The 15,787-nt window shown below is 57.9% G+C and carries 18 protein-coding genes; 13 read left to right on the forward strand and 5 right to left on the reverse strand.

The genetic code is table 11. From position 1 onward, the window contains the following. Positions 1-100: 100 nt before the first annotated feature. Genes ACR3FC_RS04065 through arsC form a run of 4 tightly spaced genes read left to right on the forward strand, consistent with a single transcriptional unit; the run spans position 101 to position 2,260 of the window. Positions 101-439: a DUF952 domain-containing protein gene (locus tag ACR3FC_RS04065; protein ID WP_480473530.1), complete on the forward strand. Its 339-nt coding sequence runs from the start codon at positions 101-103 to the stop codon at positions 437-439. Further along, a complete protein-coding gene (locus tag ACR3FC_RS04070; protein WP_480473531.1) occupies positions 436-867 on the forward strand; it encodes a DUF1330 domain-containing protein in 432 nt (143 codons plus the stop codon). The genes ACR3FC_RS04065 and ACR3FC_RS04070 overlap by 4 nt, the downstream gene beginning before the upstream one ends. After that, on the forward strand, positions 864-1,922 hold the full coding sequence (locus ACR3FC_RS04075) for a quinone-dependent dihydroorotate dehydrogenase (RefSeq protein ID WP_480473532.1): 1,059 nt from the start codon (positions 864-866) through the stop codon (positions 1,920-1,922). Before ACR3FC_RS04070 ends, ACR3FC_RS04075 begins: the two co-directional genes overlap by 4 nt. After that, on the forward strand, positions 1,919-2,260 hold the full coding sequence (arsC, locus tag ACR3FC_RS04080) for an arsenate reductase (glutaredoxin) (RefSeq protein WP_480473534.1): 342 nt from the start codon (positions 1,919-1,921) through the stop codon (positions 2,258-2,260). Before ACR3FC_RS04075 ends, arsC begins: the two co-directional genes overlap by 4 nt. Here arsC and ACR3FC_RS04085 read toward each other — a convergent pair. Genes ACR3FC_RS04085 through ACR3FC_RS04095 form a run of 3 tightly spaced genes read right to left on the reverse strand, consistent with a single transcriptional unit; the run spans position 2,257 to position 4,515 of the window. Continuing rightward, entirely contained in the window at positions 2,257-3,573 is a 1,317-nt protein-coding gene (locus tag ACR3FC_RS04085; RefSeq protein WP_480473535.1) for an MATE family efflux transporter, read from the reverse strand. The genes arsC and ACR3FC_RS04085 overlap by 4 nt on opposite strands. Positions 3,574-3,575: 2 nt before the next feature. After that, on the reverse strand, positions 3,576-4,094 hold the full coding sequence (locus ACR3FC_RS04090) for a PaaI family thioesterase (protein ID WP_480473536.1): 519 nt from the start codon (positions 4,092-4,094) through the stop codon (positions 3,576-3,578). A gap of 1 nt (position 4,095) precedes the next feature. Continuing rightward, positions 4,096-4,515, reverse strand: a complete 420-nt coding sequence (locus ACR3FC_RS04095) for a PaaI family thioesterase (protein ID WP_480473537.1) — start codon at positions 4,513-4,515, stop codon at positions 4,096-4,098. A 115-nt stretch (positions 4,516-4,630) separates the two neighbouring features. Here ACR3FC_RS04095 and ACR3FC_RS04100 point away from each other — a divergent pair, with 115 nt between their 5' ends. The 8 genes from ACR3FC_RS04100 to ACR3FC_RS04135 all read left to right on the forward strand — a co-directional run bounded on the left by ACR3FC_RS04100 (position 4,631) and on the right by ACR3FC_RS04135 (position 12,587). Continuing rightward, complete coding sequence (locus ACR3FC_RS04100) at positions 4,631-4,999, forward strand: MerR family transcriptional regulator (protein WP_480473538.1); 369 nt, start codon at positions 4,631-4,633, stop codon at positions 4,997-4,999. A gap of 270 nt (positions 5,000-5,269) precedes the next feature. Then, positions 5,270-5,671 (forward strand): MerR family transcriptional regulator, encoded by a 402-nt coding sequence (locus ACR3FC_RS04105; RefSeq protein ID WP_209503256.1) that lies wholly within the window; start codon positions 5,270-5,272, stop codon positions 5,669-5,671. A 42-nt stretch (positions 5,672-5,713) separates the two neighbouring features. Further along, positions 5,714-7,495 carry an acyl-CoA dehydrogenase C-terminal domain-containing protein gene (locus ACR3FC_RS04110; protein WP_480473539.1) on the forward strand — a complete coding sequence of 594 codons (1,782 nt, stop codon included), beginning with the start codon at positions 5,714-5,716 and terminating at the stop codon, positions 7,493-7,495. 55 nt (positions 7,496-7,550) lie between these two features. After that, complete coding sequence (locus tag ACR3FC_RS04115) at positions 7,551-7,763, forward strand: hypothetical protein (protein WP_209503252.1); 213 nt, start codon at positions 7,551-7,553, stop codon at positions 7,761-7,763. 280 nt (positions 7,764-8,043) lie between these two features. Beyond that, positions 8,044-8,682 (forward strand): glutathione S-transferase family protein, encoded by a 639-nt coding sequence (locus ACR3FC_RS04120; protein ID WP_480473540.1) that lies wholly within the window; start codon positions 8,044-8,046, stop codon positions 8,680-8,682. An 11-nt stretch (positions 8,683-8,693) separates the two neighbouring features. Beyond that, the gene (locus ACR3FC_RS04125; RefSeq protein WP_480473541.1) at positions 8,694-9,905 is read left to right on the forward strand and encodes an acetyl-CoA C-acetyltransferase; all 1,212 of its coding nucleotides are present in this window, start codon (positions 8,694-8,696) and stop codon (positions 9,903-9,905) included. Then, the gene (locus ACR3FC_RS04130) at positions 9,905-10,393 is read left to right on the forward strand and encodes a cupin domain-containing protein (protein ID WP_480473542.1); all 489 of its coding nucleotides are present in this window, start codon (positions 9,905-9,907) and stop codon (positions 10,391-10,393) included. The genes ACR3FC_RS04125 and ACR3FC_RS04130 overlap by 1 nt, the downstream gene beginning before the upstream one ends. Continuing rightward, a complete protein-coding gene (locus ACR3FC_RS04135; RefSeq protein WP_480473543.1) occupies positions 10,386-12,587 on the forward strand; it encodes a 3-hydroxyacyl-CoA dehydrogenase NAD-binding domain-containing protein in 2,202 nt (733 codons plus the stop codon). Before ACR3FC_RS04130 ends, ACR3FC_RS04135 begins: the two co-directional genes overlap by 8 nt. A 56-nt stretch (positions 12,588-12,643) precedes the next feature. On the opposite strand, the gene ACR3FC_RS04140 is transcribed toward ACR3FC_RS04135, so the two are convergent. Both ACR3FC_RS04140 and ACR3FC_RS04145 read right to left on the reverse strand, forming a co-directional pair. After that, a complete protein-coding gene (locus ACR3FC_RS04140; RefSeq protein WP_480473544.1) occupies positions 12,644-13,417 on the reverse strand; it encodes a Hint domain-containing protein in 774 nt (257 codons plus the stop codon). Between the two features lie 268 nt (positions 13,418-13,685). Further along, entirely contained in the window at positions 13,686-14,621 is a 936-nt protein-coding gene (locus ACR3FC_RS04145) for a DMT family transporter (protein WP_480473545.1), read from the reverse strand. 148 nt (positions 14,622-14,769) lie between these two features. Here ACR3FC_RS04145 and ACR3FC_RS04150 point away from each other — a divergent pair, with 148 nt between their 5' ends. Beyond that, entirely contained in the window at positions 14,770-15,783 is a 1,014-nt protein-coding gene (locus ACR3FC_RS04150; RefSeq protein ID WP_480473546.1) for a hypothetical protein, read from the forward strand. Positions 15,784-15,787: the final 4 nt, after the last annotated feature.

The raw sequence follows: 15,787 nt of genomic DNA on the forward strand, positions 1-15,787 counted from the left end.
TCCCTAATTATTATTGCCGGGGATCGTGCGCTTATGTCGACTGAGAGTCAAAGGAGAAATCCAGCTTGATTCCAAGCGCCGTGCGGGGCATCAGGTCATCATGCTGATCTACAAGATTTTCCGAACCGACGAATGGGCTGAACTGCAAAGTCTGGGCGCCACAGACGGAGCACCCATTGACGTGTCAGACGGGTTTGTTCACTTTTCCACCGCTGAACAAGCGGCTGAAACCGCCGCCAAGCATTTTGCCGGCGTTGAAGGGCTTACACTGTTGGCATGTGATGCCGACGCCATGGGCGATGACCTGAAATGGGAAGTGTCGCGAGGAAACGCCCTGTTTCCGCATCTGTATCGTCAGATCAGGTTAAGCGATGTTGTCTGGGCGCGTCCGCTGCCTTTTGTCGGTACGGCACATCGGTTTCCCGAGGACATGGCATGACATCCTATGTCGATCCGGATCGCGCCCAGTTCGAGGCGTTCAAGGCCCTGGACCGCGACCAGCCGATCGAGATGCTCAATCTAGTGAAGTTCCGCGCCGAGGCGCAGTATCCCAGTTCGCATGAATTGGCCGGCGCAGGGCTGACCGGGGCGCAGGCCTATCAGAAATACGGGACTGAAACCACCGCAATCATTGGCCGTATCGGGGCAAGCATCCTGTGGCGGGGTGTATTTGAAACGACGCTGATCGGACCGGCTGATGAGGTATGGGATGCCGTCTTTATCGCACGCTATCCGACTGCATATGCGTTTCTGGAAATGGTGACTGACCCGGTGTACCGGGCAGCGGTGGTCCATCGGCAGGCTGCGGTAGAAACCTCGCGCCTGATCCGGTGCGGATCAAGCAAAAGCGGGAAAGCGTTTGGATGAAACTGACCGAGAAGTTCGGGCTTGCGGCCCTGCATTGCATGGACCCCGAGACCGCCCACGGAATGTCGATCAGGGCTTTGAAGGCGGGGCTTGCGCCTGCGCCGGGGCCGGTGGCAACGCCGCGCCTGAAAACCAGCCTTGCAGGTTTGGACCTGCCTAACCCGGTAGGATTGGCCGCGGGCTTCGACAAGAACGGTGAGGTTCTGACGCCGCTGTCACGCGCAGGATTCGGCTTCATCGAAGTCGGTGCCGTCACACCGCGCCCCCAACCGGGAAACCCCAAACCCCGCCTGTTTCGCCTGACCGAGGACAAAGCGGCGATCAACCGTTTTGGCTTCAACAACGAAGGCATGGAGGTGATGGCAAAACGGCTTGCTGATCGCCCCAAGAATGGGGTGATCGGCCTGAATCTGGGCGCCAACAAGGACAGCGAGGATCGCGCGGGTGATTTCGTCAAGGTGCTGGCGCATTGTGCCGCGCATCTGGATTTTGCCACGGTCAACGTGTCATCCCCGAATACGGAAAAGCTGCGGGATTTGCAGGGCAAGGCGGCGCTGAGCGCACTTTTGAACGGTGTGATTGAAACCCGGGATGCGCTGCCTCGCCCGCTGCCCATCTTCCTGAAAATCGCGCCGGACCTGACCGATGCCGAGTTGCAGGACATTGCCGAGGTTGCGCGCGAGACCCGTGTGGATGCCGTGATCGCCACCAACACCACCCTGTCACGCGACGGGCTGCGCAGTTCGCACAAAGGTGAAACCGGCGGGCTGTCCGGCGCACCGCTGTTCGAGAAATCAACACGTGTTCTGGCGCGGCTCAGCCAGTTGACCGGGGGTGACATTCCCCTGATCGGCGTCGGTGGCATCAGCAATGCGGAACAGGCCTATGCCAAGATCTGCGCCGGGGCATCTGCTGTGCAGTTCTATACGGCGATGGTGTATGGCGGCATTTCTCTGGCGGCGGACATTGCGAACGGGCTGGATGAACTACTGGCCCGCGACGGCTTTGAGAATGTAGCCCAAGCCGTCGGCAGCAAACGAGAGGACTGGCTATGATCGAATATTGGCACAACCCGCGCTGTTCAAAATCCCGCGCGGGTCTTGCATTGCTGGAAGAGAATGGCGCACGGGTCACGGTGCGCAAATATCTTGAGGATGCACCATCAATCGATGAGCTGCGAGCGGCACAATCCGCCTTGGGGCTTTCGCCCGTTGAGATGATTCGTACCGGAGAATCTCGGTTCAAGGAACTGGGGTTGACAAAGGCTTCGCCAGACGACGCCCTGATCCGGGCCATGGCTGAAAACCCGATCCTGATTGAGCGTCCGCTTGCAATTGCGGGGGATAAGGCCGCCATAGGGCGTCCGCCGGAAAACCTTCTTGCGCTGCTCTAGGCCACCTGCGCCTCGAGCTTGGGATAGCGCCATCCCAAAGTCACGCCACGTGCTATATTAAGCACCATCAACGCGGCCCACAGGCCGTGGTTTTCGAAACTTGGCACCAGAATGAACAGCGCAACCAGATAGATAGCGACCGATTGGAACATCGCGCTACGCATGGCGCGGGTCCATGTAGCACCTATGTAGATGCCGTCAAACATCCAGCTTGCCACGCCTATAACGGGTGCCAACGCGGCCCAGATAAGAAACTCGCGCCCGGCCTCGCGCACCTGCGGCGATGTTGACATGAGGTCGATCAACGCCGGTCCGGCGACAAAGAAAACCACACCCAGTAACAGGGCACCGCCAACACCCCATTGCGAAGTCATGACGGACGCGCGGCGCACCTGATACCTGTCTCTGGCACCCACCGCGCTTCCGACCAGCGCCTCGGCGGAAAAGGCGAACCCGTCCAGCGCAAAAGCTGTGATTTCTAGAAACTGAAGCAAGACCTGATTGGCCGCCAGATTGACATCACCCAGATCGGAACCGACGAAAAGAAAGGTCGTGAAGGATCCGGTTAGCAAAACCGACCGGATCATAATATCGCCGTTGACCTGCAACATCCGTTGCAGCCGAACGGCATCAAATACGCGGGCCCAGTCACGCCAGATTCCGTCTTCGAACCCGTCCCGACACAGCCAAAGGCCCAGCGCCAGACCCGTCCATTCCGCAATCAAAGTGGCTATGGCAACCCCTTCGACACCCCAGCCGAGACCAAGCACGAACCACAGGTCCAGAACGATGTTCAATCCGTTCATCCAGACCTGAAGAACAAAAACCCCACGCGTGCGTTCAACGGCAATCAACCATCCGGTGACCGCAAAAAGTGCGATAGTCGCTGGCGCCCCCCAAATTCGAATCTCAAGATAGGCGCGGGCAAGCGTTTCGACCTCGGGACTTGCCGGAGAAAGGGCGAACGCACCCGCGAACACAGCCACTTGGGTGAGGATAAAGAACAACCCGGCCGCGCCGCCAAGCATCAGACCGCGCATCAGCAATGCCCGGGTTTCAACAGCGTCGCCTGCCCCGCGTGCCTGCGCCGCCATCCCGGTGGTTCCCATCCGCAAGAAGCCGAAGATCCAGTAGATCGTTGACAGGATAACTGCGCCGATCCCGACCGCCCCGATAGGCGCAGCCTGCCCCAACTGACCGACAACGCCGGTATCCACTGCCCCCAGAATCGGGACCGTGGCGTTCGACAGGACAATCGGCACCGCGATCTTCAGCACCCGTCCATGCGTGATGGGCGCCGAGGCGACCTGCATGGTCAGCTCTTGTCTCTGGCTGGTTGCGGCATCAAGAAATGCCCGGAGGCCTGCGCAAACAGTTTCGCATGATTGTCCTGCCAGGCTTCAACCCGTACCGAGGCGTAACGCCGCCCGGACCGGCTGATAAACGCCCGCGCATAGGCGTCTCGCGGCAAGCCGGAACGCAGATAGTCGACGGTAAAGTCGATCGTCTTCGGAAACCGGATGCTTTCGTCTGACACGATGGCATCTGCATCGATCTCACCGTTTTCTATACTTGGGAATATGTGTTCCCAGCTCAGCGTGATAACGGCTGTCACTTCCAAAAAGGCAGCCGTCACGCCGCCATGAATTGCAGGCAGAAACGGATTGCCGATCAGCTTGTCATCGAAATTTAAAACGCCGGTCAGTTCATCCCCGCGCCTGTCAAAACTGATGTTCAGAAAACGTATATACGGTACGCCGTCGACAAGCGCACGCAGGGCTGCATCGCGGCGCTGCTTGACCACCTGCATCGGCTCGGGACGAGGTCTTGGCATATTACTTCCCTTCAACCGTAAAAGAGCCCGAGGCAGTCGCCACCGGCAGGTCCGTGTCGTTGTCCATTGCGGTGGCCCGCACGAAGGCAACGTTTCGCGTGATATGGTGACAGACGGCGTGCGCAGTAATCGTCTGACCTGGCGTCGCCGCGCGCATATAGTCTATCCGCAGATCGATTGTTGCGGTTCCTCCGGGGGCCGATGGGTGGCTCATCACCGCAGCACCACAACAGGTGTCCAGAATCGTGGATATCGCCCCCCCATGTATCACCCCTGTGCGCGGATCCCCGATCAGGTCTTCGTTGTAGGGCAAGGTTATCTCAGCCTCACCTTCGCCGATCTGCGTGAGCGTAAGGTTCAATGCCCGCGCATGGGGGATCGCCTCGATAAACTGGCGGGCTAAAACTGTCTTATCGACCATGGGTATGCGTCCTGTTCTCTGCACCGCCTTTATGAGCCGGTGTTCCGGTAAAGAGCAAGCCTGCCTGTTGCGCTTGGGATCGGGACCGCCTAGGTTGCTGACGAGGAGACCGGGAATGTCCAACAACCGTTTGTCATTCAAAGAAATGTGCGCCGAGTTTGACGTGACACCGCGCACCTTGCGCTACTACGAATATATCGAGCTTTTGCAACCGGACCGCGAAGGGCGTTCGCGCTTTTATGGGGCCCGGGAATGCGCGCGGATGAAACTGATCATGCGCGGCCGAAAGTTTGGTTTTCCTCTAGAAGAGATTCGCCAATGGCTACTGATCTATGAAGATCAGGGAAACGAGGCCCAGATGGCCACCTTTGTCGAAATGGCGGACCGCCAGATGAGTGAGCTTCAGCAGCAGCGCCAGCAGCTGGATGAGGCAATGGACGAACTCAAAAGCCTGCGCAACCAAACGGCCAAGTCGCTGGAATAACCTTTTCCGATATTTCATAACTAAGCATTGCAGGTGGCAGAACCTGTCAAAACCGGTGCGCATCCCCTTCAAGGCACCCGTTTATTCATGCCGGAAATTAGTTGACGTAACGGTAACAAAATTACGCCGGAAGCTGCTTACGTGCACGGATGTTACGTCAACTTAAAAGTGACGCAGCGTCTGGATTACGTAAACGTCACTCACATGTTGTAAAGCGCCCACCAACTGCGCAATTCATGTCTCATGACGCCAGTGACGAGAGTATGACGAATGACCGAAGATGTGATGACCATTCGCGAGATGTGCGAGACCTATGATGTCACACCACGCACCTTGCGGTTCTACGAGGCAAAGGAACTGCTGTTCCCGATCCGCGAAGGCCAAAAACGTCTGTTCACCAAACGTGACCGGGCGCGGCTGAAGCTGATCCTGCGCGGCAAAAGATTCGGGTTCAGCCTCGAGGAAATTCGACAGCTGCTGGATCTCTACCATGTGGGCGACCAACAGGTCACCCAGATGAATCGCACATATGAAATCGCGTGCGAGCGTCTGGCCGACATGGAATCGCGCCGCGAAGAGCTGACGCAGGCCATCGACGATCTGAAAGAGCAGTTGCGCTGGGGCGAGAAAGTCATCGCCTCAATGAAACAGGAAAAGAAGGCGGCCGAGTAACCTCGCCCTGCCTTCCGGACATATGAATTAAGGGAGTTTCACATGCCCGTTTACAACGCGCCAACCAAAGACATGCAGTTCATTCTGCACGATGTTCTGAAAGTCTCGCAGTCGGATATCCCCGGCTATGACGAACTAGAAGCCGAATTCACCGGCGCAGTTCTGGAAGAAGCAGGCAAGGTTGCCACCAACGTCCTGCATCCTTTGAACGTTGTCGGCGACACCGAAGGGTGCCGGTTGGAAAACGGTATTGTGTACACCCCTACCGGGTTCAAAGACGCCTTCGAGCAGATGAAGGAAGGTGGCTGGACTGGCCTCGACATGCCGGAAGAGTATGGTGGCCAGAACATGCCCTACGTGATCGGCACAGCCGTAGGTGAGATGTTCTCGGGCTCCAACCAGGCTTTCACCATGTATCAGGGCCTGACCCATGGCGCGGCCTCGGCCATTCTGGCGCACGGGACAGACGAGCAGAAGAACAAATACCTGCCCAACATGGTCAGCTGTGAATGGACCGGCACCATGAACCTGACCGAACCGCATTGTGGCACCGATCTGGGCCTGATGCGCACCAAGGCAGAACCGCAAGGTGATGGCAGCTACAAGATTTCCGGCCAGAAGATCTTTATCTCGGCTGGCGACCACGACATGGCTAACAACATCGTCCACCTGGTGCTGGCCAAGATCCCAGGTGGCCCCGAGGGCATCAAAGGCGTGTCGCTGTTCATTGTGCCCAAGTTCCTTGTGAACGAAGACGGCAGCCTGGGCGAACGCAACGGCGTATCGGTCGGAAAGATCGAAGAGAAAATGGGCATCCACGGCAACTCGACCTGCGTCATGAACTATGACGAAGCCACCGGCTGGCTGCTGGGCGAAGAGCACAAGGGCATGCGCGCCATGTTCACCATGATGAACGAAGCGCGTCTGGGTGTGGGCATGCAGGGCCTGTCGCAAGCCGAAGCGGCCTATCAGAACGCTCTGGAATACGCCAAAGACCGTTTGCAGGGTCGCGATGTGACCGGTGTCAAAAATCCGGATGGTCCGGCCGATCCTCTGATCGTGCATCCTGACATCCGTCGCAACCTGATGGATCAGAAAAGCTTTACCGAAGGCGCACGCGCGTTCATCCTTTGGGGCGCGACAATGATCGACAAGGCGCACCGCGCGGGAGACAAGGATGCAGACGGGCTGATCTCGTTGCTGACTCCGGTCATCAAAGGCTTCCTGACCGACGAAGGTTACGACATGACCGTTCAGGCGCAGCAGGTCTATGGTGGCCATGGCTACATCGAAGAATGGGGTATGTCACAATACACCCGCGACGCCCGCATCGCGATGATCTACGAAGGCGCAAATGGCGTTCAGGCGCTTGACCTTGTGGGTCGCAAACTGGCGCAGGATGGCGGCAAACACGTCATGGCCTTCTTCGAGATGGTCAAAAGCTTCTGCAAGGATAACGCGGGCCAGAACGAAGCTTACAACAAGGCGTTCATTGAGCCGCTGAAAGCTGCGTCCAAGGATCTTCAGGCCGCAGGCATGTATTTCATGCAGGAAGGCATGAAGAACCCGAATAACGCACTTTCCGGGTCCTATGACTTCATGCACATGTTCGGCCATGTTTGCCTGGGCCTGATGTGGGCGCAGATGGCCAAGGCCGCGCAGCACGCTCTGGACAGTAATGCGTCGGACAAAGAGTTCTACGAGACCAAGATCAACACCGGTCGCTTCTACATGGCGCGCCGCCTGCCAGCGACAGCGATGCATCTTGCGCGCATTCAGACCGGTGCGGACACGGTAATGGCACTAGACGCGGCGAACTTCTGAACTCAGTCTGGGTCTGGGCAACACCGCCCGGACCCAGCTTACCGGAGGAGACCAAATGCCAAAACGTTTTCGCCTGACCCGCCGCTTTCCGGTTGCGATGACTGAAGATGGGTATCGCAAACTCAAAGCGTTCGCGCGGGATGCTGGTCTGGACGAAGGCGAGGCGCTGTCTTTCTTGTTCGAGAATTTCAACAGCGTGATTGATGAGGAGAACCTGACCCACCGCCTGCGCATCTTCAATTCCGAACTTGAGGCACGGAAAAGATGAGCTGCTGCAAAGAAAACTCAACGGCGACGCTAACTTGAATGCCGGACGCCTCCGGCGGGAGTATTTGTGAAAAGATGAAGCGGCGATGCGTCCCTGCCACCGGGCGCACTCGCCATCAGGACAGGAACGACTTTCACCTTTTGCGGTCATCGGCTCTCCAGCCTGTCCCGCACGACCACTTGAAACGAAGATGGTTGATTTAAGGTTACCGGCAGTCCTTCATCTTTTCAAAAATACTCAAATCCAACCTAGCCACATGCGCCTTGGGAGGGGCGAGCACATGACCATCAAACTTCATTGCTTCGGAGAAAGTGGAAACAGCTACAAAGCTGCTTTGGCTCTGGAAATGTCCGGTTTGGAGTGGGAACCTGTCTTTGTCGATTTCTTCAAAGGCGTAACCCGCACGCCGGAATATCGTGCTGACGTAAACGAGTTGGGTGAAGCGCCTGTTCTGGTCGATGGAGATTTTCGCACCAGCCAATCCGGTGCAATTCAAGCCTATGTCACAGAGAAATCCGGCAAGTTCGGTGGCAAGGACCGGGAAGAAAACTACGATATTCTGCGTTGGGTCTTGTGGGACAATCACAAACTCAGCTCCATGGCTGGTTTGACGCGGTTCCTGATCAATTTCCTACCCGAGCAGCACCGCAACCCTGATGTCATTGCATTCAATAAAGGGCGTTTGAAGGCAGCTTATGAGATCCTGAACAACCACCTGGACGGCCGCGACTGGATCGTTGGTGATGGTGTGACCAACGCCGACCTTAGCTGCTGTGGTTATCTGTATTACCCTGAACCATTTGGCTTTGACCGTGCCGACTGGCCCCATATCGACGCTTGGCTGACCCGCTTGTCCGAACAGCCCGGCTGGAAACACCCCTATGACCTGATGCCCGGCAACCCGTCGGATCGAGCTTGAGGAGAAGACCCATGACCGAAGCCTATATTTATGACGCCCTGCGCACGCCGCGCGGCAAGGGCCGCAAGGATGGCAGCCTGCACGAGGTAACCTCGGTGCGCCTGTCCGCCCTGACCCTGAACGCGATGAAAGAGCGCAACAACCTGGAAGGTCACGCCGTCGAAGACGTGATCTGGGGAAACGTCACGCAAGTGATGGAGCAAGGCGGCTGTCTGGCGCGCTCGGCCGTTCTGGCGTCCGACCTCGACCAGTCGATCCCAGGTCTGGCGATCAACCGTTTCTGCGCCTCGGGCATGGAAGCCGTGAACCTGGCCGCAAACCAGGTGAAAGGCGGCGCGGGCGATGCCTACATTGCAGGCGGTGTCGAGATGATGGGTCGCGTGGCCATGGGTAGCGACGGTGCAGCAATCGCCGTTGACCCCTCGCTGGCGATGGAGACCTATTTCGTGCCTCAGGGCATCTCGGCCGACATCATTGCCACCGAGTATGGCTTTACCCGTGATGACGCGGATGCGCTGGCGGTTGAATCGCAAAGACGTGCTGCGGAAGCATGGGCCGACAACCGGTTTGAGAAATCCGTGATCACCGTCAAGGATCAAAACGGTCTGACCATTCTGGACCGCGATGAATACATGCGTCCGGGCACCGATATGCAGAGCCTCGGCGCCCTGAACCCTTCATTCGCAATGATGGGCGAACAGATGCCTGGCTTCGACAAGGTTGCGATGCTGAAATACCCCCATCTTGAACGCGTAAACCACATCCACCATGCAGGCAACAGCTCGGGCATCGTGGACGGAGCCGCTGCTGTTCTGATCGGCAACAAGGAATTTGGCGAGAAATACGGCCTCAAGCCGCGTGCTCGCATCAAGGCCACCGCCAAGATTGGCACCGATCCAACCATTATGCTGACCGGCCCGGTACCGGTGACCGAGAAGATTTTGGCCGACAATGGCATGAAGATCAGCGATCTGGACCTGTTTGAAGTGAACGAGGCCTTTGCCTCGGTCGTGCTGCGTTTCCAGCAGGCATTTGATGTCGACCCTGCACTGGTCAACGTCAACGGCGGTTCGATCGCGATGGGTCACCCGCTGGGTGCCACGGGTGCGATGATCATCGGTACGCTGCTGGATGAGCTTGAGCGTCAGGACATGGAAACCGGTCTGGCCACGCTTTGCATTGCATCCGGCATGGGTGCGGCAACCATTATCGAGCGCGTCTGATGCCCAAGCTGGATCTTTCTCAGATCCCGTTTCAGGGCGGCTCGGCCTATCCCGGCAAGCTGGCCGAAGCGACCGCAGGTCGCTTCGGCCAGCGGGTGGGCGATGCAGGCGGGCTGACCCAATACGGGGTCAACATCGTGCGGCTGGAACCGCAGGGCCTGTCCTCGCTGCGCCATTACCACATGAAGCAGGACGAGTTTGCCATCATCCTCACCGGCTCGTGCACGCTGGTCGATGATGATGGCGAGCACGAGATGCAGCCCGGCGATTGCGCTGCCTGGCCCGCAGGTGAGGCCAACGGCCATCATCTTGTGAACAAGACCGATGCGCCCATGACCTTTCTGGTGGTGGGCACACGGACCCCGACCGAGACCGGCTATTACAGCGACATGGACATGATGGTGAAGGTTGATGAGAACGGATTCTCCTTCACACGCAAAGATGGCAGCCCGCTGACGGCTGACCAGATTGGAGATGACAATGACTGATTTCACTCTGAGCAAAGACGCAGACGGCGTCGCCACGATCACCTGGGACGTGCCCGGGAAGACCATGAACGTGATGTCCTTTGATGGGCTAGCAGAATTGAGCGATTGCATCGATCAGGCGCTGGCCGACAATGAGGTGAAAGGCATCATCGTTACTTCGGGCAAGGAAGGGTCATTTGCGGGCGGCATGGATCTGAACCTGCTGGCGGTGATGAAAGAACAGGCGGGCGACAATCCGGCCAAGGGTCTGTTCGAGGGAACGATGAAAATGCACGCCCTGTTGCGCAAGATCGAACTGGCTGGCATGGACCCCAAGAACAAGAAAGGTGGCAAGCCGATTGCTACAGTTCTGCCGGGGACCGCTGCGGGCATCGGTATGGAACTGCCGCTGTCCACCCATCGTATCTTTGCGGCTGAAAACCCAAAGGCGAAGTACGGCCTGCCCGAGATCATGGTCGGCATCTTCCCCGGTGCGGGCGGCACCACCCGCATGGTCCGCAAAGTTGGCGCCATTGCCGCGGCTCCGCTGTTGCTGGAAGGCAAGATGCTGGACGTCAAGAAAGCCAAGGGCGCAGGCTATATCGACGAGATTGCAGCCGATCCAATGGCAGCAGCCAAGGAATGGGTGCTGAACGCCAAGGACGCCGATCTGGTCAAGCCATGGGACGCGAAGGGTTATAAGATGCCCGGTGGCGCCCCCTATCATCCTGCAGGCTTCATGAACTTCGTTGGCGCGTCGGCGATGGTGAACGGCAAGACCCAAGGGGCTTTCCCGGCAGCCAAGGCTCTGCTGAGCGCGGTTTACGAAGGCGCTCTGGTGGATTTCGACACCGCGCTGAAAATCGAAGCGCGCTGGTTCACGTCCGTGCTGATGAACCCTTCGTCAGGTGCGATGATCCGGTCGCTGTTCCTGAACAAGGAAGCGCTGGAAAAAGGCGCCGTGCGCCCCGCCGGTGTCCCGGATCAGTCGGTCAAGAAGATCGGTGTTCTGGGCGCGGGCATGATGGGGGCTGGTATCGCCCTGGTTTCGGCGCAGGCCGGTATGGAAGTGGTTCTGATCGACCGCGACCAGGAGGCTGCGGACAAAGGCAAAGCCTATACCGATACCTATCTCGACAAAGGCATGAAGCGCGGCAAGGTCACGGCTGAGAAAAAAGAGGCCATGCTGGGTCGCATCACCGCGACGCCGGATCTGGACAACCTGAAAGGGTGTGACTTGATTATCGAAGCCGTCTTTGAAGACATGGGCGTCAAGGCTGAGATGACCAAGAAGGTCGAGGCGATTATCCCCGAGGACTGCATCTTTGCATCGAACACCTCGACCCTGCCGATCAGCGATCTGGCCAAAGCCTCGGTGCGGGCAGACCAGTTCATCGGCATCCACTTCTTCTCACCGGTCGAGAAGATGTTCCTGGTCGAGATTATCAAGGGCAAGGAAACCGGGGATCGTGCGGTGGCCAAGGCGCTGGACTATGTGCGCCAGATCCGCAAGACCCCGATCGTGGTCAACGATGCGCGTTTCTTCTACGCAAACCGCTGCATCATTCCATATATCAACGAAGGCGCGCGCATGGTCACTGAAGGCGTCAGCCCCATTTTGATCGACAACGCCGCGCGGCAGTTGGGTTTCCCGGTCGGTCCGATCCAGTTGACCGACGAAACCTCGATTGATCTGGGTGCCAAGATCGCCCGCGCGACAAAGGCGGCGATGGGCGATGCCTATCCGGAAAGCCCCTCGGACGATTTGATCTTCTGGATGGAGGAACAGGGCCGTCTGGGTCGCAAGGCGAACGCGGGTTTCTTCGACTATGACGAAAAGGGCAAGCGCGTCGAATACTGGAAGGGCCTGCAAGAGAAGTATCCGCTTGCCGATGACCAGCCTGACCTGATCGAAGTGCAGGAACGTCTGATGTTTGCTCAGGTTCTGGAAGCGGTCCGCGCACTGGAAGAAGGTGTTCTGGAAGACATCCGCGAGGGCGATGTCGGTGCAATTCTGGGCTGGGGGTTTGCCCCGTGGTCGGGTGGTCCGTTCAGCTGGCTGGACATCATCGGCACGCCCTATGCGGCCGAGCGTTGTGATCAATTGGCCGAGACATACGGCGAACGCTTTGCCTGCCCGCCGCTGCTGCGCGAGATGGCAGAAAAAGGTCAGAGCTTCTACGGTCGCTTCAACCCCGAAGCAAAAGCCGCTTAATCCAATGACGCGGGCGCATGTCATCATGCGCCCGCATCGTTCTTGTCAGTGTTTGGTTAGATCTGCCATTCGGGCCGCAGGAACAGAACCGGCGCGCTTGGGCGTCCCGGTCGACCCGGTCGCCTGACCCCAAATGGCGGGCGGATCGGAAATATCGGTTCCTGGGGAATGGGTGCAGGCAGCGCACCCAATGGGTTAGCAAGAGCCGACATATCGCCTCTGCTTATAAGCGAATGGATCAGGTCGGAGGCAACCTCTTCGGTCGCGACTTCATACCGTGTTCCCGTAGTTGCGCCGCGCATGTTGAAGCGACCGGACGGGCAATAGGCCTGCAATCCGCCTTCGACAAAGATCACCTGATCATCATCAAAGAACAAGGAAAACACTTCAAAAGACGACCCCGGTGCCTGTGACGTCAGGCGACCGGCTCCGTTCAGCAAACGCGCGGGCACCACCGAAGGTCCATCGGCCTTGGCGTTGATCCGGGACAGGTTCAGCGCCATGCCCTGTTCGGGCATCAACCAGACAGCTCGCCCGTTATATGCGGCGTGGGCAGGCACGAGGATCGGCAGGAACTCGACCCGGCGTTCATCGGCCGGAATGACCACAACGCTTATTGAGATGCGCCGAACCTCTTTGAACCCATGATCGAGGGTTCGAACCAGATCACCTACCGCGATCCGTTCGACCGGCTTCCACCCTGCAGTCGTGGCGATCTTGGTGCCGTGCAAAAACCCGCCACGGCGCGCATTTACCGCCTGTTTTTTGTTGGTTCGATCAACTTCTGGCAGCTGATCCAGATAAACAGAAATACTTGTTACTTCGGACACGTGCCTTACCCCCTTTTGGCACAAAACGGTTATGCCAATGAGCTAACACCAAAAATTCTGCCCGTCACATTTCAGACATATTTGCGCCCATTTTTGACCAATTCCGCGTAATTACCGAGGGTTTTCGTGAACACTCCAGAAAGCTCACCGAGCATTTTTGCCATTTCTGAAACGAATGCCATTTGTCGATCCTCCGAATCCACGGCGTTTCACTGGATACGGAAATAACAAAACGGTCTGGCTTAGGCGTACATACGACCCAATCGCGTCAGGCAACTTTTTGCTGGTCAGATGATCGGCTGGCGCGCCACCCCAGCAACAGACCCGCTGACGCAATCATAAGGATGCCCGAAATCTGAAAGACGCCAATGGTTTGTCCAAAGGCCACAAAAGCGAAAAGCGGGCCGAAAATCATGACAGAATACTCGAACACCGCCACATAAGACGGCTCGCCCACCTGATACGCCTTGATCAGCATGAAAACCGCGATTGTAGAACCGATAGCCTGAGTAACCAGCCACGGTATGGCAGGCCCCATATCCCAGACCCATCCACGCGTAACAAACCCCTCGGCACCGTCTGCCGTAACGACCGGCGAGATTGTCAGAAACGTGAGCCCCATCGCACCGGCCAAACCCAGCGTAATGACCATGACGGCCAGCATGGCCACAGTGCTTTCCTGAGAACAATGTGTACGTGTGAGGATCGAACTGAGGGCATAGAAAAACCCGGCCGCCACGGGCACCAACGTGCGCAGGTCAAAATCGCCGGGGTTTGGCTGAAGCACCAGAAGGATGCCAGTAAATCCAATCAGTACTGCCAGTATGCGCCACGGCCCTATTGGTTGCCTGAGCACCAGAGCGGAGATCAACAGCACAAAAATCGGTGAGGTGAACAACCCTGCCAGCGCCTGTGCAATTGGCATCATGGCAAGGGATGCAAAATAGAACAGCATTGCCGTGGTAATCAGAACGCTGCGCAAAATGACAGGGCCCCACCGCACGGGCCTCAACCCGCCCAGCCCCAGAAACGACAGGCCAACTATCAGCGGCAGCATCAACAGTGCACGGGTCAGATGGAACTGCCACAGCCCGACGGTTTCGGCCAAAAGGATCACAACATTGTCGATGACGCCGATAATTGCCATGGCACTGACCATCAGGGCCGAAGCCAGCACAGCAGAAGATGAGGAATGCGCCTGCATGAAGTCGTGTCCTGATTGTGATCGTGGACCGACACTCTCGATCCTTTCGGGTATCCAGCACAATTCGCAATGACTGCGCAACAGGTTTGCGCCCTGCGATTTCACCATGCTAAGCTGCGGCAAAACAAATTCGAGCAGACCCACCCAGATGACGGCCCTGAAACAGTACCAGCGGATCGAAGCCACCGGTCTGTGGCGCCCCTCGCCCGATGAACAGCGGCGCGAGGTTGTGGTGTCTATCGGCGAAGCCACCCTGACCATTTCCGATTTCAATGACAGGGCGCTGACCCACTGGTCGCTGGCGGCACTTGAACGCCAGAACCCCGGTTCCTTTCCGGCCATATTCAACCCGGACGGTGATCCGGATGAAACGCTTGAGCTGGCCGAATCCGAAACCACGATGCTTGAAGCGATCGACCGATTGCAGCGCGCTATAGATCGGTCCCGCCCCCACCCGGGGCGTTTGCGCTGGCTGAGTGTCGGAGGCGTCGTGGCCGCTGTGCTGGCGCTGTTGCTGTTCTGGCTGCCCGGTGCGCTGCAAAACCATGTTGTCTCGGTCGTGCCCCAAGTTAAACGGCAAGAAATCGGCGATATGATCTTGCATCGGATCGAGCGCGTCTCGGGCCGGGCCTGTACGTCGCGGGATGCTCGGGATTCACTGGAACAATTGGCCCGGCGCACCGGCGTACGGCAGATCATCATTCTGCCCGCAGGCGTTCAGGACAGCCTCAGCCTGCCTGGCGGCACAGTCCTGCTAAGCCGTGCTTTGGTAGAGGATTACGAAGACCCTGCGGTCGCAGCGGGCTATGTGATTGCTGAACGGGCGCGGACCGCGCACAAAGACCCGCTGGATGACTTGCTGGACAGAACCGGCGCAACCTCTGCCTTTAGACTGCTGACAACCGGCGGACTGACGTCCGAGATTATCGACATATATACCGAGCAGGTCCTGTCACAGCCCCGCCCGGCCATTTCTGATGACGATTTGCTGGCGATGTTCTCGCAAAGCGCGCTTCCCTCAACCCCCTACGCCTATGCCCGTGATGTGACCGGCGAAACCGTTCTTGGCCTGATCGAAGCGGATCCAATGGCGGGAAGGGCGCTGGAACAGGTGCTGCCGGACCGCGACTGGGTCCGGCTACAGAATATTTGCGGCGAATAAACCG

The organism is Ruegeria sp. AF3, from assembly GCF_056536285.1.